The 20,334-nt window shown below is 65.8% G+C and carries 18 protein-coding genes; 10 read left to right on the top strand and 8 right to left on the bottom strand.

The annotated features are described in order from the left end of the window. Positions 1–3 precede the first annotated feature (3 nt). On the top strand, positions 4–1,761 hold the full coding sequence (locus ACFWU5_RS23855; protein ID WP_379268950.1) for a dynamin family protein: 1,758 nt from the start codon (positions 4–6) through the stop codon (positions 1,759–1,761). 31 nt (positions 1,762–1,792) lie between these two features. Here ACFWU5_RS23855 and ACFWU5_RS23860 read toward each other — a convergent pair whose 3' ends face one another. After that, positions 1,793–3,481: an MFS transporter gene (locus ACFWU5_RS23860; protein WP_379268951.1), complete on the bottom strand. Its 1,689-nt coding sequence runs from the start codon at positions 3,479–3,481 to the stop codon at positions 1,793–1,795. An 80-nt stretch (positions 3,482–3,561) separates the two neighbouring features. Between ACFWU5_RS23860 and ACFWU5_RS23865 the strand changes: the two genes are divergently transcribed. The 6 genes from ACFWU5_RS23865 (at position 3,562) to ACFWU5_RS23890 (ending at position 10,129) form a co-directional block, all read left to right on the top strand. Continuing rightward, positions 3,562–4,026: a MarR family winged helix-turn-helix transcriptional regulator gene (locus ACFWU5_RS23865; protein ID WP_379268953.1), complete on the top strand. Its 465-nt coding sequence runs from the start codon at positions 3,562–3,564 to the stop codon at positions 4,024–4,026. Between the two features lie 226 nt (positions 4,027–4,252). Further along, on the top strand, positions 4,253–6,118 hold the full coding sequence (gene dnaK / locus ACFWU5_RS23870; protein ID WP_379243897.1) for a molecular chaperone DnaK: 1,866 nt from the start codon (positions 4,253–4,255) through the stop codon (positions 6,116–6,118). Then, entirely contained in the window at positions 6,115–6,660 is a 546-nt protein-coding gene (gene grpE, locus ACFWU5_RS23875) for a nucleotide exchange factor GrpE (protein WP_379268954.1), read from the top strand. Before dnaK ends, grpE begins: the two co-directional genes overlap by 4 nt. A gap of 18 nt (positions 6,661–6,678) precedes the next feature. Then, positions 6,679–7,878 (top strand): molecular chaperone DnaJ, encoded by a 1,200-nt coding sequence (gene dnaJ, locus ACFWU5_RS23880; RefSeq protein ID WP_379243893.1) that lies wholly within the window; start codon positions 6,679–6,681, stop codon positions 7,876–7,878. Positions 7,879–7,993: 115 nt separating this feature from the next. Continuing rightward, positions 7,994–8,341, top strand: a complete 348-nt coding sequence (locus tag ACFWU5_RS23885; protein WP_379268985.1) for a heat shock protein transcriptional repressor HspR — start codon at positions 7,994–7,996, stop codon at positions 8,339–8,341. A gap of 618 nt (positions 8,342–8,959) precedes the next feature. Further along, positions 8,960–10,129: a globin domain-containing protein gene (locus ACFWU5_RS23890; protein ID WP_379268956.1), complete on the top strand. Its 1,170-nt coding sequence runs from the start codon at positions 8,960–8,962 to the stop codon at positions 10,127–10,129. Between the two features lie 226 nt (positions 10,130–10,355). Here the strand turns inward: ACFWU5_RS23890 and ACFWU5_RS23895 are convergent, their stop codons facing one another. The 7 genes from ACFWU5_RS23895 to ACFWU5_RS23925 all read right to left on the bottom strand — a co-directional run bounded on the left by ACFWU5_RS23895 (position 10,356) and on the right by ACFWU5_RS23925 (position 15,401). Then, positions 10,356–10,877, bottom strand: a complete 522-nt coding sequence (locus ACFWU5_RS23895) for a hypothetical protein (RefSeq protein WP_379268958.1) — start codon at positions 10,875–10,877, stop codon at positions 10,356–10,358. A 36-nt stretch (positions 10,878–10,913) separates the two neighbouring features. Then, positions 10,914–11,672: an FAD-binding oxidoreductase gene (locus tag ACFWU5_RS23900; RefSeq protein ID WP_379268960.1), complete on the bottom strand. Its 759-nt coding sequence runs from the start codon at positions 11,670–11,672 to the stop codon at positions 10,914–10,916. A gap of 19 nt (positions 11,673–11,691) precedes the next feature. Next, positions 11,692–12,849, bottom strand: a complete 1,158-nt coding sequence (locus ACFWU5_RS23905; RefSeq protein ID WP_379268961.1) for an FAD-binding oxidoreductase — start codon at positions 12,847–12,849, stop codon at positions 11,692–11,694. Between the two features lie 212 nt (positions 12,850–13,061). Further along, positions 13,062–13,397, bottom strand: coding sequence for a helix-turn-helix domain-containing protein (locus ACFWU5_RS23910; RefSeq protein WP_379268963.1), 336 nt, complete (start codon positions 13,395–13,397; stop codon positions 13,062–13,064). Beyond that, entirely contained in the window at positions 13,394–13,768 is a 375-nt protein-coding gene (locus ACFWU5_RS23915; RefSeq protein ID WP_379268965.1) for a type II toxin-antitoxin system RelE/ParE family toxin, read from the bottom strand. The genes ACFWU5_RS23910 and ACFWU5_RS23915 overlap by 4 nt, the downstream gene beginning before the upstream one ends. 239 nt (positions 13,769–14,007) lie before the next feature. Then, positions 14,008–14,373, bottom strand: a complete 366-nt coding sequence (locus tag ACFWU5_RS23920; RefSeq protein ID WP_379268967.1) for a hypothetical protein — start codon at positions 14,371–14,373, stop codon at positions 14,008–14,010. 38 nt (positions 14,374–14,411) lie between these two features. Continuing rightward, positions 14,412–15,401, bottom strand: coding sequence for an NADP-dependent oxidoreductase (locus tag ACFWU5_RS23925; protein ID WP_379268968.1), 990 nt, complete (start codon positions 15,399–15,401; stop codon positions 14,412–14,414). Positions 15,402–15,613: 212 nt separating this feature from the next. Between ACFWU5_RS23925 and clpB the strand changes: the two genes are divergently transcribed. From clpB to ACFWU5_RS23940, 3 genes are all read left to right on the top strand, one after another. Further along, complete coding sequence (clpB, locus tag ACFWU5_RS23930; protein WP_379243873.1) at positions 15,614–18,184, top strand: ATP-dependent chaperone ClpB; 2,571 nt, start codon at positions 15,614–15,616, stop codon at positions 18,182–18,184. 67 nt (positions 18,185–18,251) lie between these two features. Then, positions 18,252–19,022, top strand: coding sequence for a DUF5666 domain-containing protein (locus tag ACFWU5_RS23935; RefSeq protein WP_379268970.1), 771 nt, complete (start codon positions 18,252–18,254; stop codon positions 19,020–19,022). 68 nt (positions 19,023–19,090) lie between these two features. After that, entirely contained in the window at positions 19,091–20,308 is a 1,218-nt protein-coding gene (locus tag ACFWU5_RS23940) for a hypothetical protein (protein ID WP_379268971.1), read from the top strand. Positions 20,309–20,334 lie beyond the last annotated feature (26 nt).

Raw genomic sequence — 20,334 nt, forward strand, 5'->3', positions numbered from 1 at the left:
TCCATGGACACCCTGCTGTCGCTCCTCGACGACACCGCGACGGCCGCCCGCACCACCGGCCGCGAAGACCTGGTGGCCCGCCTCGAATCGGCCGCGATCCGTCTGCGTGACCCGCGCAGACGGATCATCGTCGCGGGCCACCCCGCTCAGGGCAAGAGCCGCTTCGTCAACGCCCTGCTGAACCAGGACATCTGCCCCGTAGGCGACGACGCAACCACCACGATCCCGCTACAACTCGCCTACGCCCCGCACCCCCGAGCCGAATTGGTCCTGTCGACAACAGGTTCCGACGAAACCCGCGTCGAATTCCCGATCGAGGAACTCGCACAGATCGATGCCCGCACCCCTTTGGCCGCAGGCAAAACGATCACGAGAATCGACCTGCACCTCCCGAACGACCTTCTCGCCGACGGCATAGTCATCATCGACACCCCCGGCATCGGCACCCGCGGCCGCTCGGTAGGCGTACTGGAAATGCTGCCCACTGCCGACGCCGTCCTGATGGTCACCGATGCCTCGACCGAACTCACCGCTCCGGAACTGACGTTCCTCCGCCAGGTGCACGAATTTGGTGTCGCCACAGCAGTATTGGTGACAAAGACCGACCTTTACCCCCACTGGCGCCAGGTCTTCGAAGCGGACCGCGAACACCTGGCCCAGTTGGCCCTGCCCGTCCTTCCAATCTCGGCACTGCTGCGCACACACGCACTACGCCGACAAGACGCCCAACTCGGCGCCGAATCCGGTTTCGGCGAACTCTTCCAGTTCCTGCGCGAGGTAGTAACCCGCGAGGAATCCGCGACCCGCCGCACGGTCGCCTGCGAAATATCCTCTGCCGCAGAACATCTCACGCTCGCCCTCGGCAGCGAACTGGCCGCCCTACGCGACCCGCAACACGCGGCCACCACCATCGCCGAACTCGAAGCGGCGAAAGCAACTGCCCAACAACTACATCGGCGAACAGCCGCCTGGCAACAAACCCTCGCCGACGGCATCACCGACCTGGCAGGCGACGTCGACCATGACCTGCGCGAGCGCCTGCGCACCATCAGCCGCACCGGCGAGGAGTGGATCGACGACCACGACCCCGGCCGCCACTGGCAGGCCATCGCCGAATGGCTCACCGGCACAGTCGATACCGCGCTAGGCGACAACCTGCTGTGGGCGCACGTCAGAGCCGAAACCCTCGCCGAACGCGTAGCCGAACACTTTCAAGAACTCGGCGCCACCGAACTGCCCGCCCTCGCCATCGAAGCCACCCACCAGTCCGGCACACTGGCCGAACTCGAACCCGACATCGGCGTGCTTTCCAAGGTCCTGGTCGGCATGCGCGGTTCCTACGGCGGCGTCCTGATGGTCGGTCTCGCAACAACATTCGCCGGTCTGGCCATGCTGAACCCCCTGTCGATCGGCGCGGGCGTGCTGGTCGGCGGCAAGGCCTACCGCGACGACAAACAAGCCCGCCTCGCCCGCCGCCGCGCCGAAGCGAAGACCGCCGTCCGCCGCTTCCTCGACGACATCGCCTTCCACGCCGCCAAGGACACCAAGGACCGCACCCACCACATCCACCGCACCCTGCGCGACCACTACGCGGGCATCGCCGAGCGCACCCTCCGCTCGATCGACGAATCCCTCACCGCCGCACAACAATCAGCGGGCATCAAAGCCGCCGACCGAGACCGCCGCTCCGCCACCCTGGAACACCAACTGGCAACGCTGCGGCACGGAACGGCCCAACTCCACGCACCGACGAACGCGTAGGGGCGCACGGCAACGCGCGCCCCCAGCAGTTTCATATCGTGACGGTTTCCGGCTCATCATCGAGCATCCGCTGCTCCAACCTGGCATCCTTCGGCAGAGCGAAGAATCCGAGGCACACCAGCAGCAGCATCCCGATGCCGTAGAACAGTGTGTGCCGGAAGCTCTCCGCGAAGTTCACGGCATTCGCCTCCGCACCAGCCTCGCCGAGCACCCGCGAAACAGCTTCGCCACCAATACCATTCGGCTCACAACTAGCAGGCATCACCGTCGGATCATCCTCCGCCGACCGATCGTGCACACACGCCGCGAACCCGGCCACGATCTGATCCTGCACCCCCACCGGCACCCCCTCGACGGCCAATTCCGCCCGAATCTGCGGCGTCACCGACTCCACCCCACGATCCGAATCCCGATCCAGCGCACTGAAGAACAGCACCCCGACCAGCGCCACCCCGAGCGCCGTCCCCAATTGCTGCCCCGTATTGAGCAACCCCGACGCCGACCCGGCCTCACGCACCGGCACCTGTCCGAGCAACAGATCGAGCGTCGGCGCCACCACCATCCCGAACCCCGCCCCGGTGATCACCAGCGGCAAGGCCATCTGCCACGAAGTGAACTCGCTCCCGTACCGCACCCCCATCGCCCCGTACAGCGCGAACCCCGCCGCATTCACCAGCGCCCCGATCATCAACACCCGCCGCCCATACCGCGCGGCCAGCACCCCGACCGAAAGTCCCGCTCCCACACCGGCACCCACCGCGAACAATGCCGAGGTGAGCCCCGCCCGCAGCGGCGACCATCCGAGCCCGCCCTGCATGAACAACGTCCACACCAGGAAGAACCCGCCCATCGCGATCCAGAACAGCAGCCAGGCCCCCAGCCCGATCGCGAACGGCCGCGACCGGAACAGTCCGAGGTCGACCAGCGGCGACCGCCCGGCCCGCGTCAGCGCACGCTCGTAGAACAGGAACGCCGCGAACACCGCGACGGCCGCACCCATCATCACGAAAGTCCAAGCGGGCCAATCGAGTCGACGCCCCTCTGTCAGCGGATACACCAGCAGCAGCACCGAGGAAACCGCCAGCACCATCCCGACCGGATCCAACCGGGGCGGCGTCGCCGACTTCGAATCGCTCATCACGAACCACGCCGCGACGAACCCCGCGATCCCGACGGGGATATTCACCAAAAAGATGGTCCGCCAACCCAATCCGAACAGATCGGCCTGCACCAGCACGCCGCCGAGCGCCAGCCCCACCGCCGAAGCCGACCCGCCGACACCGCTGTACACGGCAATCGCCTTGGCCCGCTCCTCCTTCGGGAACGTCGTCTGAATGATCGCCAGAATCTGCGGCACCATCAACGCCCCCATCGCACCCTGCGCGAAACGGGACCCGATGAGCATGGTCGGATCGGTTGCCAGCCCACACGCCGCCGAGGCGAGCGTGAAACCGGCCATGCCGGTGAGGAATACGCGTTTGCGGCCGTAGATGTCGCCGAGCCGCCCGCCGGTGATCAACACCGCAGCGAAGGCGAGCACGTACGCGGCGATGATCCATTCGAGCTGCGAGTACTCGGCCTGCAGGTCGCCCTGGATGCTGGGCACCGCCACATTGACGATGGTCACGTCCAGCAGGTCCATGAAGCCGGCGGCCAGCACCACTGCGAAGGCGATCCAGCGCCGGGGATCGGGAGGTGGGGGAGTGGAAGAGGTTGTCATCCTTCAAACTATGCACCTCAAGTGATTATCAATCAATAGGGCAATCATGAACGGTGCGTTAATCGGCGTATCGTAGGGGCGTGACCGACCCGACGCAGCTGTCGACCCACGCCGGATTCCTCCTCGGCCAACTGGGCTTCCACTCCGCCTACCGCTTCAGCGACCTCCTCGCGCCCCTCGGCATCAAGCCCCGCCACTTCGGCATGCTGAAACTCCTGAAGGCCCACGACGGCAGGACCCAGCAGGAGCTCGGCGAGGCCCTCGATATCCACCGCAACGTCATGGTCGGCCTGGTAGACGACCTGGAGAAGCGCAACCTCGTCGAACGCCGCCGCCATCCCGTCGACCGCCGAGCCCACGCTCTCCATCTACTCCCGGCCGCCCACACCCTCCTGGCCGAGGCCGAAGAACGCGTCGCCGAACTCGACGCCGAAGTCCTGGCACCCCTCACTCCGGATGATCGCGTCCTCTTCCTGGACCTCCTGCGCAGAACCGCCGAAGGCAACGGCCTGCGCCCCGGAATCCACCCCGGCCTCACCCGCTGAGGAAGGTCTCCAGACCGTCACGATCGCGCATCAGGGGCTGACGTTGAGCGCACTCGTGGCAAGAATGGCGTGGGAATGAATCTCCGCAGCTGCTGGTTGTGCCGATCAACAACATTGAGCGACCCTGACTCAACTTCGGGTTGACTTGCGGTGGATCTCGAGGGCAAGATTGAGCCCACCACGCTCAGCGTTGCTGAAACTCGAACGTCAAACAGGAGGAACCACTATGGCTCGTGCGGTCGGAATCGACCTCGGGACCACGAACTCCGTCGTCGCCGTGCTCGAAGGCGGCGAGCCGGTCGTTGTCGCGAACTCCGAAGGCTCGCGTACCACTCCCTCGATCGTCGCCTTCGCGAAGAACGGCGAGGTTCTCGTCGGTCAGCCCGCGAAGAACCAGGCGGTCACCAACGTCGACCGCACCATCCGCTCGGTCAAGCGCCACATCGGCACCGACTGGAACGTCGAGATCGACGACAAGAAGTACACGCCGCAGGAGATCTCCGCGCGCACGCTGATGAAGCTGAAGCGCGATGCCGAGGCCTACCTGGGCGAGGAGATCACCGACGCCGTGATCACCGTCCCGGCCTACTTCGAAGACGCGCAGCGTCAGGCCACCAAGGAAGCCGGCCAGATCGCCGGTCTGAACGTGCTGCGCATCGTCAACGAGCCCACCGCGGCGGCGCTGGCGTACGGCCTGGACAAGGGCGACAAAGAGCAGACCATCCTGGTGTTCGATCTCGGTGGCGGCACCTTCGACGTCTCGCTGCTGGAAATCGGCGAGGGCGTCGTAGAGGTCCGCGCGACCTCCGGTGACAACCACCTCGGTGGCGACGACTGGGACGAGCGCATCGTCACCTGGCTGGTCGACAAGTTCAAGGCGTCCTCGGGCATCGACCTGACCAAGGACAAGATGGCCATGCAGCGTCTGCGCGAGGCCGCCGAGAAGGCGAAGATCGAACTGTCCTCGAGCCAGTCGACCTCGATCAACCTGCCCTACATCACCGTCGACGCGGACAAGAACCCGCTGTTCCTCGACGAGCAGCTCACCCGCTCGGAGTTCCAGAAGATCACCTCCGATCTGCTGGATCGCACCCGCGCGCCGTTCCAGTCCGTGATCAAGGACTCGGGCCTGAACGTGGCCGATATCGACCACGTCGTGCTCGTGGGTGGTTCCACCCGTATGCCCGCCGTCTCGGACCTGGTCAAGGAACTGACCGGCGGCCGTGAGCCCAACAAGGGCGTGAACCCGGACGAGGTCGTCGCCGTGGGCGCCGCGCTGCAGGCCGGTGTCCTCAAGGGCGAGGTCAAGGACGTGCTGCTCCTCGACGTCACCCCGCTGAGCCTTGGCATCGAGACCAAGGGTGGCGTGATGACCAAGCTCATCGAGCGCAACACCACCATCCCCACCAAGCGCTCGGAAACCTTCACCACCGCTGACGACAACCAGCCGTCGGTGCAGATCCAGGTGTTCCAGGGTGAGCGCGAGCTCGCGTCGCACAACAAGCTGCTCGGTTCGTTCGAGCTCACCGGTCTGCCCCCGGCCCCGCGTGGCGTGCCGCAGATCGAGGTCACCTTCGACATCGACGCCAACGGCATCGTGCACGTGACCGCCAAGGACAAGGGCACCGGCAAGGAAAACAAGATCAAGATCCAGGACGGTTCCGGCCTGTCCAAGGAAGAGATCGACCGCATGGTCGCCGACGCGGAGGCGCACGCCGCCGACGACAAGGTGCGCCGTGAAGAGGCCGAGACCCGCAACCAGGCCGAGTCGCTGGTGCACCAGACCGAGAAGTTCATCAACGAGCAGAAGCTGAGCGAGGGTGGCGCGCAGGTGTCCGCCGATCAGCTGGCGAAGGTGGAGAACGCGGTCGCCGAGGCCAAGGCCGCGCTGGACGGCACCGATATCTCCGCGGTGAAGTCCGCGGTGGAGAAGCTGGCCACCGAATCGCAGGCGCTGGGCCAGGCCATCTACGAGGCCACCGCCGCCGCCGACGCGCAGTCCGGTAACGGTTCGGGCCCGAGCCAGGCCGATGACGATCAGGTCGTCGACGCCGAGGTCGTGGACGAGCCGGTCGACACGGACAAGAAGTGACGCAGGAGAACTCCTCCGAGCAGGAGTTGATCGAGGACATCATCGAGGACGCGGAGGTCGCTGAGGCGGCCCCCGCCCCCGAGGATGTCGCGCCGGAAAGCGATGAGCTGGCCGAGCGCACCGCCGACCTGCAGCGGTTGACCGCGGAATACGCGAACTACCGCCGCCGGGTCGAGCGCGACCGACAGGCCAACATCGATTCGGCCAAGGCCCAGGTGGTCACCGAATTGCTGGCCGTACTCGACGATCTGGATCGTGCCCGCGCGCACGGCGACCTGGAATCGGGTCCGCTGCGGTCGGTGGCGGACAAGCTGGAAACCGCGCTGACCAAGCAGGGCCTTGTCGAATTCGGTGCCACCGGCGACCCGTTCGACCCGACCCTGCACGAGGCCGTGCAGCACGAGGGTTCGGGTGCGGATCCGGTGATCGGGATCGTCATGCGCAAGGGTTATCGGTTCGGCGATCGTGTGCTGCGGCACGCGTTGGTCGGGGTCACCGACGCGGAGGCATCGGACGCTGATGCCGACGCGAACGAGCAATAAGAAAGGAGGAGATGCCCGGTGAGCCAACGGGAGTGGATCGAAAAGGACTTCTACAAGGAGCTGGGTGTCTCCTCCGGCGCCTCGCAGGACGAGATCAAGAAGGCCTACCGCAAGCTGGCCCGCGACCTGCACCCGGACTCCAATCCGGGTGACACCAAGGCCGAGGAGCGGTTCAAGACCGTCAGCGAAGCCAACGCGGTGCTGTCGGATCCGGCCAAGCGCAAGGAGTACGACGAAACGCGCCGCATGTTCGCGGGCGGTGGCGGCGGCGGGCGAGGATACGGCGGCGGTGGCGGGTTCAATCCCGGTGCGGGCGGCGGGTTCTCGCAGGACTTCAACATCGGCGACATCTTCGGACAAGCCGGTGGCGCCGGTGCCGCGGGCGACGGCGGCCTGGGCGATCTGCTGGGTGGGCTGTTCGGCAACCGCGGTGGCGGTGGTCGGGCGGCGTCGCGTCCGCGGCGCGGTTCCGATGTGGAGACCGAGACGACGCTGGGTTTCCGGGAGGCCGCCCAGGGTGTGACCGTTCCGCTGCGGATGACCAGTCCGTCGCCGTGCACCACGTGTCACGGCAGCGGCGCCAAGCCGGGCACCAGCCCGCGCGTGTGCCCGCACTGTGATGGTGCGGGTGTGGTCAGCCGTAATCAGGGCGCGTTCGGTTTCAGCGAGCCCTGTGACGACTGCCGCGGTACCGGCACGATCATCGACGACCCGTGTTCGGATTGTTCGGGCACCGGTATCCAGAACCGCACGCGCACCATCACTGTCCGGATTCCGCCGGGCGTGAGCGACGGTCAGAAGATCCGGTTGGCCGGGCAGGGCGAGGCGGGTCTGCGCGGCGCGCCGTCGGGCGACCTGTTCGTCACCGTGCACGTGAGCCAGGACAAGGTCTTCGGCCGTCAAGGCGACGACCTGACCCTGGTGTTGCCCGTGAGCTACAGCGAATTGGTGCTCGGGACAACGGTTTCGGTGCCCACCCTGGATGGTCGGGTCGGTGTGAAGGTGCCTCCGGGCACTGCCGACGGGCGTATTCTGCGGGTCCGTGGTCGTGGTGTGCCCAAGCGCGGTGCGGCGGGCGGTGCCGGTGACCTGCTGGTCACGGTGAAGGTCGCGGTGCCGCAAACGCTGGATTCCGATGCCACCGATGCGCTCAAGCGTTACCAGGAGGCGGAGAAGTCCAGTGGTTTCGAACCGCGCGGAGGATGGGCGGGTGCGTGATGCGCGCAGTCGGCTCAGCGCCCGGAGGAGGTAGCGCAGCGTGACCAGGGAGGGCGCAGGCAGCCCGGCCGATCCGAGTTCCGTGTCCGATGCCGCCGCGCGTGCCGAGTTCTTCATGATCTCGGTGGCGGCTCAACTGGCGGGGATGCACGCGCAGACGTTGCGGACCTACGACCGGTTGGGTTTGGTGACACCGCAACGGACCTCGGGTGGCGGGCGTCGTTATTCGGCCCGTGATGTCGAGGTGTTGCGCGAGGTGCAGCGCTTGTCGCAGGACGAGGGCGTCAATCTCGCGGGCATCAAACGCATCATCGAGCTGACCAATCAGGTCGAGGCGCTGCAGCATCGCGTCGACGAGATGAGCGCGGAGTTGGAGCGGTTGCGGGCGGGTTATCGACCCGATCTGTCGCCGCCCCAGCGCAGTACCGCGCTGGTGGTGTGGCAGCCGCGGCATCGCCGCTGACGTTCGGTCTCACCTCGGGCCTCCGGTTCGACATCCGCTTGTCGCGGGTGCGAATCGGGGGCCCGTCGCCGTCGGCGAGGCAATGCCGAGCGACCCGCTGGTGACTGTCCAGCAACTCACTTATTCCTGATCTCGCTGATCGGATACTGCGCTGCAGGGCGCTGAGGTGCGGATTTATCACCGCGGATGTCCAAAAGTTAGCTGGCTCGAAGCTGAATCGGGGTCGGTGCGAGGGTGATTCGGCGCTGTCGGGCAGCCACTCCGGTGCAGCCGCCCCGCGTGTCACGGCACGGCGCGTCGGAGCGTGGCGCAATCGCGCCGTAGCGGGGGAGTCGCTCTACCAGCGACGTTGGTGGTGAAATGCCTGGTATGTCAGGAACTTTGAGCGATCGTGAGGCCGTATTCACCCCCAGTTAACGGTCTGTAGGTATGTTTTAGGCGGACACAGATGAGCTGCACCTTGGTTTTCGAGAATTACACGCGTGATGTTTAAGAGTACGATTCCGAAGCTGGCAAACCTCGCCTAGACTTCTCGCATCGGCTGCTGACGAGTGTCCTCCCAGCCCGTCACTCGCCGGCGCGGCTAGCGTTCGATGGCGAAACGAGGTTGTGACACATATGGATTCGCGGACTGTCGCTTTGATCCGTACTACGTTCAAGGCGGTCGCTGCGGAAGACGGTGGACCGGAGAAGCTGTCGAGGTCGTTCTACTCGATCCTGTTCACGGACTACCCCGGTGTCCGTGACTACTTCCCGGCCGCCATGGATTCCCAGCGCGACCGCCTCGTCAAGGCGATCTCCTACACCCTCGAACGCCTCGAGGAGCCCGACCAGCTGCTGCCGTTCCTGGCTCAGCTCGGGCGCGACCATCGCAAGTACGGCGTGCAACCGGCTCACTATGTGGCCGTGGCCAACTCGTTGAAGTCGGCCATGCGACAGTTCGCGGGCACGGAGATGTGGACCGACGAGGTCGCCGCCGCCTGGGACGAGGGCCTGGCCACCATCAGCGGCGCGATGATCAGCGCCGCCGACAAGGAGACGACCCCGCCCGCCTGGAAGGGCACCGTGGTCGAACACCGCGAGGTGCTGCGCAACCTGACGGTCGTGCGGTTGCAGCTCGACGAACCGATGCAGTACGCCGCGGGCCAGTACCTCAGCGTGCAGATCCCGTCGCGCCCACGGATGTGGCGGTACCTGTCACCGGCGAACCCGTCGAACCCCAACGGCGAGATCGAGTTCCACATCCGCAGCGTGCTCGGCGGTTGGGTCAGCCCCGCGATGATCGCGCACACCGCGGTCGGTGACCAGTGGCTGCTCGGCTCCCCGCTGGGCGGTCTCGGCGTGCCCCGCAACACCAAACGCAAAATGCTGATGGTCGGCTGCGGCACCGGCATCGCCCCCCTGCGCGCCCAGATCATGGCCATGGCCCAACGCCGCGTGAACCCGAAGGTCCACCTGTTCGTCGGCGGCCACCACCCCTGCGACCTCTACGACCTGCAGGTCCTGAGCCAACTGGCCATCGCCAACAAATGGCTCACCATCACCCCCGTCACCGAAAGTGACGAAAACCCCTGGTGGTACTACGATTCCGGCGAACCCCACCCCGACCTACCCGGCCTGGAACCCCGCATGACCGGCCAAATCGGCAAGGTAGTAGCCAGCTACGGCCCCTGGTCCGACCGCGACGTCCAAATAGTCGGCTCCCCATCCATGGTCCAAACCACCAAGTTCCGCTTGATGGCAGCAGGCACGCAAGCCCAGTCAATCCGCCACGATCCGTTGTTCTGAGCGTTCATCGGGAGCCGGAACCCAAGCCCAATCAATCCGCCACGACCCGTTGTTCTGACTCGTCATTCCCGCGGGCACCAAGCCCAATCGACCCGACGCGACCTCTGGTTTCGAGAATCAGCCGACCACAAGGCGGTGGGCGTTGAACCTACTCAGAGAACGGTGAACACTCGTGTCGGAGCGGCGGCGATTCGAAGAGGTCCTGTCACCTGACGGATAGTCTGCGCTATCTCGGTGTCGGTGTCGGGTCACGCGGGTCCGGAGAGCAGAGCGTGAGGAATGTCTTTCCATTCAGCGCGGCAACCTCGGTGGGGTTCAGCCAGCCGACATCTTGGAACCAGTAGGTATCATTCGGGTGTGCGGTAGATTCCCGCACAACTGTCGGAATGTCAGTAGATTCTCCCATCAGAGTCAGTTCGTTCTGAGTTTTCCAGTCGAACCCTTGTGGGAGCGGCGTTATGATTCGCCAGCCCGGATTTGGCCCGAGGGTCAGATACTCGATGTCGGCTCCCTCTGGTCGTTCGGAGGCCAGCACCAAGTAGGTAGCGTTGTTTCGATCGAAGAGAAATGACAAGCGATCCTGCTCAGGACATTGCGGTCCTGTCCAGATATGCAATATTCCGTCCGTCATGCGCGCACCGAATGCTCTCGGCAATCCCGGACTCGTATCTTGATCCAAATCGGTGAGGAGTTGGCAGGAAGTCAGCATCGCTGTTGCGATCAAAGCTACAGCGGCGCGGCGGATCACTTGTATCCCCCGTCATTGCGCGGAGACGCGGGCCCCTCAGGCACCTTCGGAAACGATGTTGGCCGGGGGAGTGCCCGATTCGATCAGGCGGTCGACGGTGGTGCGAACCATCGCTGGCGAACCACACACCAGCACTTGATGTTTGGTGAACGGACCGTGCGCTGCGGCCACGTCAGCTAGCGTCCCGTGCAGCATTTCCTCGGGCCCGAAACCGATATCGGAGCGGGTCTGCTCATACCATTCATCGCGCACCGCAGGATCATCCGGACTCTCCACAACGGGAATCACCGAAAGCCAAGGCAATTCGCCCGCCAGCAGGAACAGCATGTCGTTGGCATAGAGGTCGCGCGGCGAGCGCCCACCGACGAACAGATACGTGCGCGGCGGCATATCGCGACGAGCCAGCTCCAGAATCTGCGCCCGCATCGGCGCCAACCCGGTCCCGCCCGCGATCATCACCAATTCGACAGCATCGGGTTCCACCGCGAAAACCCCATGGGGAGCGTTGATTCGCCACTGATCACCCGGTTTGGTGTCGGTGACGATCGAACTCGAACACCACCCGCCCGGCACCGTCCGCACATGGAATTCGAGCTTGCCGTCCAGCGAAGGCGGCAGCGCGGGGGAGAACCGTCGTCGCACGCCCGGATGCTGCGGCACCTCGATTTCCACCGAGCCTCCCGCTTCGAACGGCACGAAGTCGCCGATCAGCCGGATCACGGCGAGGTCGTGGCGCAATCGGTGGTGTCCGACCACGGTCGCCGTCCATGCGGGGTCGGGAAAAGCGTTGCTCATCAGCCTCTTTCGCGAAGTCTCAGACGGGGTCGGACGCGATGATCTCACTCGGGGTGCCTGCTCGCAGCAGCGCGTGCCGGGTCTCGGCGATCATCGACGGCGAACCGGCGATCTGGATCTGCCGGTCCGACCACGCACCGAAACTGGTCACCACCGCTCCCAGATTACCGACCAACCGGCGCGGCATTCCGGGCGGCGTGGCACCCGAATCTTGGGGATACCACCAGGGATTGGTGTTCTCGGCGCAGACCGGCACCACGGTCAACCACGGGTTGGACTGCGACAGCTGCCACATATTGCCCACGTCGTAGAGGTCGCCCGGATACCGTCCACCGATGAAGAAGTGCACGCGCGGGTTGATCCCCCGCTGACTCATCTCGATCAGCTGCGCCCGCAACGGCGCGATCCCGGTCCCCGACCCGATCATCAGCACATCGCGCTGCGATTCCCGATCCACGTGCAACCCACCCAGCGGCCCGGCGATCTTCCACCGATCCCCGACCTTGGTGTCGTTGACGATCGCCGGACTCACCCAGCCACCGCTGATCCGCCGCACATGGAATTCGATCTCGCCATACGGGTTGGCCGGAATAGCGGGGGAGAAGTAGCGCCACATGTTGGGCCGCTGCGGCACCGCGACCGGCACATACTGCCCGGCTTTGAACGGAATCGGCCCGTCGGCCTGCAGCCGCACGATCGCCAGATCATCGAGCACCCGCCGATGCCCGACCACGGTCGCGTCCCAGTACGGCTGCGAGGTGTCCTCGTTGGCCCCGATCGCCATCGACGCCGAGATCAGCAGCGTGATGTCACGCCACCCTTCGTCGAGTTCCCTGGTCCACCGGTTGCCGTGAAAAGTGCGCAGCGCGGCCAGCAGTGCCCGTCCGGCCAGGTCGTAATGGTCGGCTTCGACCCCGTATTTGCGATGGTCGCGGGCCAGTTGCTCGAGGAACCGTTGGGCCCGCTCGAAGTCCTCGAGATGGTCGAGCACGAACTGCACCGCGGTGGTGATCCGCTTGGCCTGCATGTCCATGGCAGGCGGAAACAGCTCACGCAACCGCGGGTCCTGTGCGAACAGGTGACCGTAGAACGCGCTGATCAGCCGCTCGGAACCACCGGGTGTCTCGGCCACCCCGCGGAAGTCGGCGCGGACCAGCGCAAGCGAACGCGCATCCACGTCGTCAAGCTCCGTTTCTATCGAATTTGCCGCAATGTGGCCCACCACACGGTGCAACCCACCCCAGTATCCCCCGAAACCAACATCCGGGTGCAGGGATGCTCATCACGCCGCCCCACCGCACGGATCGTCAACGCCACGCCTGCGTCCAGCGCGATCTCCGCCCTAACGATACGAGTCGGTGATCGCGAAGCCCGACGAAGCCCGACCCTCTATGCGATGAGTCCGAGGGTCTCTTCAGCGGTATCGGGATCCGCGCCGACACTGACCGAGAACCGGACACCGAGCGCGCGTCCGAGCCGATCCAGCACCGAGAGCGTCGGCACCCCACCTCCGCCGCCCTCCAAACGCGAGACCGCGGGCTGAGTCATCTGCGCACGCCGTGCCAGTTCCGTCTGCGACATACCCAAGGCAGTGCGTCGCGTGAAAACAGCCCGGCCGAGCGCGATTTCGACTCTGGCGATCTCTCTGGCTGCGCGGTACTCCTCGGTGTCTCGCTTCGCCGCTAAGACGGGATCAACGGCGACTCGATTGTGGCCCTTATTCATTCGACCTCCCTTGCTGTGTCGATCAAGGCGTCTACCTTGTCGATGTCGTGGTTGACCGAACACAGTTTCTGGGCTTCTTTTGCCCGCATCACTTGCAGTCGCTCGTTGTCACGAGTCTTGCGAAACGTCGTCAGTATGACTATTCGGTTGTTGGACGCAAACCAGTACGTCAACCGCATCTCGACCGGGTGCAGATGGATGCGCAGCTCCCACACCCGGTCTCCCAATGACCGGGATAATGGCATGCCGAGGCCGGTCCCTTCCTCGGCAAGCAAACCGACGACCTCGTCAACTCGGGCCAGCTGGGCTGGAGTCAGCGATCGCAACCACTCAACTACCTCCGGCTCGGCACGGATCTCGAACAAGGCCATGCATCTGATGGTATAGGTGGTGGGTTCGGCAGGCAATTGACCAACCGGACCCCGCCGGTCAGCCTGGGTGCCGCGGGTAGCCCCTACTCCCCGCCGAAGGCCGCCTTCATAACCAGGGACGTCCCGGCGAACAGCCTGGTGACCGGCCCCAAGGCCACAGTGCATCGCACCTCGTAGCGCGATGTTCGGATAATCGGCTTGTTCCGTTGCCAACGGAACAGCTCAATTCCCCGAACAGGTCAACCGGTCACCTTCTGCACCGCCGCCTCCCGAGCCCCCTCATCGACCTCCCCGATCTCGAACCCCCTGCTCGCGATGTGCTGGATCAGCGCGGGCTCCGGCGGCAGGCCGTACTTGCGCAGGTAGTAGGGGACCGCGCCTGGCCAGACGAACACACCGTCGGTGTGGAAGTTCAGCGGCACGTCGCGTTTGGCCGGGTCGAACTCGTCGGCGTCGAAGCTGCGGGCGCTCAAAACCACCGGGGCGTGCTCGAGGTAGGACAGCACCTGCTCCTGGATGTCGGAGTCCACCGCAGGCCGGTTCACCACCGGTTTGCCGTCGGGTTTGCGGCCGTCGAACGGCGCCGAAAGTCGAAGTTCGCTCATGATCGGACAACTTACGCGGTGCCGTTGACGTGCCTGAATCAGATGGCGAGGACGGTTTTTCCGCGTGCACTGCCCTGGCCGAGCACTGCGGGTGCAGCCTCCAACGGCACAGTCATTTGCACCGGAACAACCACATCTCCCGCGGCGACCCGCGAAAGCAACCGGCTCAATTCCGCAGAGCTGCCTTTGGATTGGAAGTTTCCGCCGGTGATGTCGCGTGATTTCAAGTCCTCTTCGTCAGCCGCCCAAGTAGTCGAGTAGGCGTGTCCGCCGCGTTTGACCAGCGTGGCGTGAGTGGCGAAATCCCCTGGCGCGCTGACCAAGTCGAAGAGAACATCGATCCCATCGGGGTGGGTGAAGCGAACGGCGTCGGTGACGCTGGTGTCCTTGTAGGTGGCGGGGTCCGGGTCGACGAAGTTGGGGTCGGCGGGGCGGATCTGGGTGTAGTCGACGGTTTCGGAGGCGCCGAGGCGGGCGACCTGGTCGGTGGCGTCGGCGCGGGCGGTGGCGATCACGTGCGCGCCTGCGATGTTGGCCAGTTGGACGAGGAAGGAACCCACGCCACCGGTCGCGCCGATGATCAGAACTGTTTGGTCGGGCTGGATTCCGGCCGCGTCCACCAGATCCTGGGCGGTCACACCGGCGATGGGCAGCGCCGCCGCGGCCACGGAGGTGACACCGTCGGGGATCGGGACCAGCGTCGCGTCCTCGGGGACGGTGGCGTACTGCGCCCAACTGCCGTGTCCCGCAGGCGCGGTCAGGAATTTGCCGACCACTTTGTCGCCGACCTTGAACTTGCTCACGCCCGACCCGATCGCGGACACGGTGCCCGCGCCGTCCACGCCCAGGATCATCGGGAAGTCGGTGGGCATCTTGCCCTCCAGTATTCCGTCGGCCATTTTCAGGTCGAACGGGTTGACCCCCGCCGCGTCCAGGGCCACCTGAACCTCACCCGCGCCCGGTTCGGGCACGGGCACATCGGCGAGCTCGGGTGTGGCGCCGAACTTCTGAACCACGATCGCGCGCATAGGGGGTGAACTCCTCGCATCGGGGGTGAGCCGGGCATCGCAATCCTAGGCGGATAGGCGTCCGACATGCGGTGATTGATCGTCTTCGGTGGTGTCGCGGCGTACCGTGAAACGCGGATCGCAAGTCTGCCGAAGAAAACTAGAGTTGAGCGGAACAGACTCAACTCTACCCGCGTTGAACAAGTCGATACCCGGCACACACAAGGAGATTCGTGGACTCGTTCAATCCCACCACCAAGACGCAGGCGGCGCTGACCGCTGCTCTGCAGGCCGCGTCCGCCGCAGGCAATCCGGAGATCCGTCCGGCGCACTTGCTGGTGGCGTTGCTCGATCAGACCGACGGCATCGCCGCGCCGTTGCTCAAAGCCATCGGTGTCGACCCCGCGACCGTGGAACGCGAGGCGGGCGACATCGCCGACAAACTGCCGCGCGCGACCGGCGCGACCACCACACCGCAGCTTGGCCGTGAAGCCTTGGCCGCGATCACCGCCGCGCAGCGCCTGGCCACCGAACTCGGCGACGAGTATGTCTCGACCGAGAACCTGCTGGTCGGGCTGTCCGAAGGCGATTCCGAGATCGCCAAACTGCTGCGCAAACACGGCGCGACCCCCGAGGCGTTGCGCGACGCGTTCGCCACGGTTCGCGGTAGCGCGCGCGTGACCAGCGCCGATCCCGAGGCCAGTTACCAGGCGCTCGAGAAGTACTCCACCGATCTCACCGATCTGGCCCGCGCGGGCAAACTCGACCCGGTGATCGGCCGCGATACCGAGATCCGCCGCGTGGTGCAGGTCCTGAGCCGTCGCACCAAGAACAACCCGGTGCTGATCGGCGAGCCCGGCGTGGGCAAGACCGCCATCGTGGAAGGCCTGGCGCGTCGCATCATCGAAGGTGACGTGCCGGAGTCGTTGCGCAACAAGAAGGTCGTGTCGCTGGACCTGGGCGCGATGGTGGCGGGCGCGAAGTATCGCGGTGAGTTCGAGGAGCGGCTCAAGGCCGTGCTCGACGACATCAAGAACAGCGCGGGCGAGATCATCACCTTCATCGACGAGCTGCACACCATCGTCGGCGCGGGCGGCAGCGGCGATTCCGCGATGGACGCGGGCAACATGATCAAACCGCTGCTCGCGCGTGGCGAGCTGCGGCTGGTCGGCGCGACCACGCTCGAGGAGTACCGCAAGTACATCGAGAAGGACGCGGCGCTGGAACGGCGTTTCCAGCAGGTGCTGGTCGGCGAGCCGTCGGTGGCCGACACCATCGGCATCCTGCGCGGGATCAAGGAGCGTTACGAGGTGCACCACGGCGTGCGCATCACCGACTCCGCGCTGGTAGCCGCGGCGACCCTGTCGGATCGCTACATCACCTCGCGATTCCTGCCCGACAAGGCGATCGACCTGATCGACGAGTCGGCCTCGCGGCTGCGCATGGAAATCGACTCGCGGCCGGTGGAAATCGACGAGGTGGAGCGGGCGGTGCGTCGCCTGGAGGTCGAAGAGGTCGCGCTGGAGAAGGAGACCGACGCCGCCTCGAAGCAGCGCCTCGAGAAACTGCGTCAAGAGCTCGCCGACGACCGCGAAAAACTGGGCCAGCTCACCACTCGCTGGCAGAACGAGAAGAACGCGATCGACTCGGTGCGCGGGGTGAAAGAGCAGCTGGAAACCTTGCGCGGGGAGTCCGAACGGGCCGAACGCGACGGCGATCTGGGCAAGGCCGCCGAACTGCGTTACGGCAAGATCCCCGCCTTGGAAAAGGAACTGGCCGCGGCCGAAAAGGCCAATGGCGCAGCGGCAACCGGCGACATGATGCTCAACGAGGAGGTCACTCCCGACGACATCGCCGACGTGGTCTCGGCCTGGACGGGTGTGCCGGTCGGGCGGATGTTGGAAGGCGAAACCGCCAAGCTGCTGCGGATGGAAACCGAGGTCGCGGGGCGCGTTGTCGGGCAGGAGGAAGCGGTGCAGGCGGTGTCGGACGCGGTGCGTCGGGCGCGTGCCGGAGTCGCGGACCCGAACCGGCCGACGGGGTCGTTCCTGTTCGTGGGCCCGACGGGCGTGGGTAAGACCGAGCTGGCGAAGTCCCTCGCCGACTTCCTGTTCGCCGACGAACGCGCCATGGTGCGCATCGACATGAGCGAGTACAGCGAGAAGCATTCGGTGGCTCGCCTGGTCGGCGCGCCGCCCGGATATGTCGGGTACGACCAGGGCGGTCAGCTCACCGAAGCGGTGCGCAGGCGGCCGTATTCGGTAGTGCTGTTCGACGAGATCGAGAAGGCACACCCGGACGTTTTCGACATCTTGTTGCAGGTTCTCGACGAGGGCAGGCTCACCGACAGTCAGGGTCGCACGGTCGATTTCCGCAACACCATCCTGATTCTCACCTCCAATCTCGGCGCCGGTGGCGATCGTGAACAGGTGATGGAGGCGGTGCGTCGGGCGTTCAAACCGGAGTTCATCAACCGGCTCGACGATGTGGTGATGTTCCATGCGCTGGACGCCAAGCAGTTGGAATCGATCGTCGACATCAACCTGCGTCAGCTGCAGAAACGGCTGTCGCAGCGTCGCCTGACCCTGGACGTCACCGAGGAGGCCAAGCAGTGGCTGGCCGTGCGCGGCTACGACCCGGCCTACGGCGCGCGGCCGCTACGCAGGCTGATCCAGCAGGCGATCGGGGACAGTCTGGCCAAGGAACTCCTCTCCGGTGCGGTCGCCGACGGTGACACGGTCAACGTCAGTGTGGACAACGCCACCGACAAACTCGTGGTCGAACGCGAAGTTATCCACAGCTAGGGAATTTATCCACAGGCCGGTGCGTAGGGGCCTGCCAAACGCACCGGCCTGTCCTACCCTGGAGCCCATGACGAACCCCAAGGATCCGTGGCAACGCCCGGACGACGCGCCGACCGAACGGCTGGGTTCGTCGGGCACCGAGTCGACCGCGCAGTACGGGGCCGGTTCGTTCGACGAGTGGGGTCAACCGTCGAATCCGACGCAGGCGCTGCCCCCGCACGACGCGCAGTGGGGTGGTTACGAAAGTGGTTATCCCGCAGCACAACCTCCACCGCAGCAGGCACCGCCGCCCGGCTATGACCAGGGTTACCAGGCCGCGCCGCCACCGCAGCCGCAGGACGGTAACCAGCAAGAACCGCCCAAGCGCCACACCGGTTTATGGATCGCGCTGGGTATTGGCATCTTGGCTCTGATCGCCGTCGGCGGCGTGCTGGCAGGGCTGGTACTGAGCGGAAACTCTTCCGAAGACAACACCGCCGCACCGCCGTCGACCAGCCAACTCCTCGTCCCACCGACGATGAAACCCACCACCCCCGGCACCTCGCCGAGCACCAGCGGGATACCCGGCTTGCCAGGACTTGGCGGCGGTGAGGATCTGGGCGCCACGATGGGCAGCATCACCGCCAACACCGGCACCGAGATCACCATGAGCACGCTGGGCGGGTCCGATGTTCGGGTGCTGATCGACGATGCGACGCAGGTGATCTCGTTGACCAGCACGAAGGCGAGCGAGCTACCGGTGGGCGACATGGTTATGGTGCAGGGCGACAAAAACCCAGACGGGTCGATCCACGCCAAGATCATCATCTCCACGGCGTTACCGGGCGGCCCCCGATGAGCGACCCGCGCGTCCAATCCCCGGTGCTACCGGGCAATCACGGCGACGGCTGGATAGGCTAGGCGACGATGACGGCTATGTGGTTCGGGTTAGCAGCGATCGCACTCGTGGGTGCGGTCGTCCTGTTGTATTTCGATCGGGTCCAGCGGCAGCGCACCGGACACGCCAGACAGGTGTGGGCGAAGTCCCAGGGTTACACCTACGTGTCGGTGGAGCCGGCGCTGGCGTCGACGTGGCGCCGTGGCGCGTTGGCCAAGCTCGGTTACCTCTCGGCGGTCGACGTGGTCTCCGGTATTCGCAAGGGCGAGAAATTCGTGCTCTTCGACCTGGAAGACGCCGCGACCCTGGTGGCCGTGCGCCGCCAGATCGGCTCCGAGATCGACGTGGACATGCGGCTGAAAACCGCCGCCCCGCCGAAGGACCACGATCTGGAACTGCTCGGCGCCATCGGCGACCGGGTGGTGTTCGCCACCGATCCCGAGATCGCGCGGCACGCGGTGGATCAGCGGATGGTCGGCTTCATCGAATCGCTGTCCGACACCGTGCAGATGCTGTGGAGCGAGGGCAACTGGACGCTGGGCATGTTGCCGGTGGGCAGTACGTCCAAGGACTGGGAGACCGCGATCGACGTGGTGCTGCGGCTGTCCGGGCTGCTGCACGTGTTGCCGCCGGTGGCCGAGCCCAACGAGTTCACGCGTCCGCGTTCCAGCGCCAACCTCGCGCCGGGCTTCCGTCCCGAGTACGACGAGGAAGACGACGACCGCGAATTCGCTTCGGGCCGTGAGGGATTCGCCGATGTCGAGGAACGTGGGCGTGCTCGCTTCCCCGGCCCCGACGAACTCGACGACGACCAGCCCTACGCCGGTGGCCTGTCCGGCGACGAGCAGTACGCCCCGTCGCGCGCGTCCGAAGACGACGAGCCTTACCCGTCCCGCTTCGCCGACGACGAGCCGTACGCGTCCCGCTTCGACAACTCCTCGGCCCCCGCCGCCCGCTTCGCTGACGACGACGAGCCCCGCACCCCCGCCCGCGACGATCGCGCCCCCCTCGGCCGAGCTCCCGCCTTACCCGCCGACTACGACCCCGACCTCGACGACCCGGAGTTCGAGGACCAACCAGCCCCCGGCCGCCGCCCCCTCGGAGAACCCCCGAAGCGCCCGTCGCTGGCAGTAGTCCCCGAACCCCGCGCACGCACCGAGGCCCCCCTCGACGACGCGGAACCCGGCCAACCGGGCGGCCCCTTCCACCCGGGTTTCCGCCCGTACCAGGGCCCAGTGCCGAAGTGATCCACCCGCCGCGACGGTAACCGTCG

Source organism: Nocardia sp. NPDC058640, assembly GCF_042716995.1.
GTDB lineage: Bacteria > Actinomycetota > Actinomycetes > Mycobacteriales > Mycobacteriaceae > Nocardia.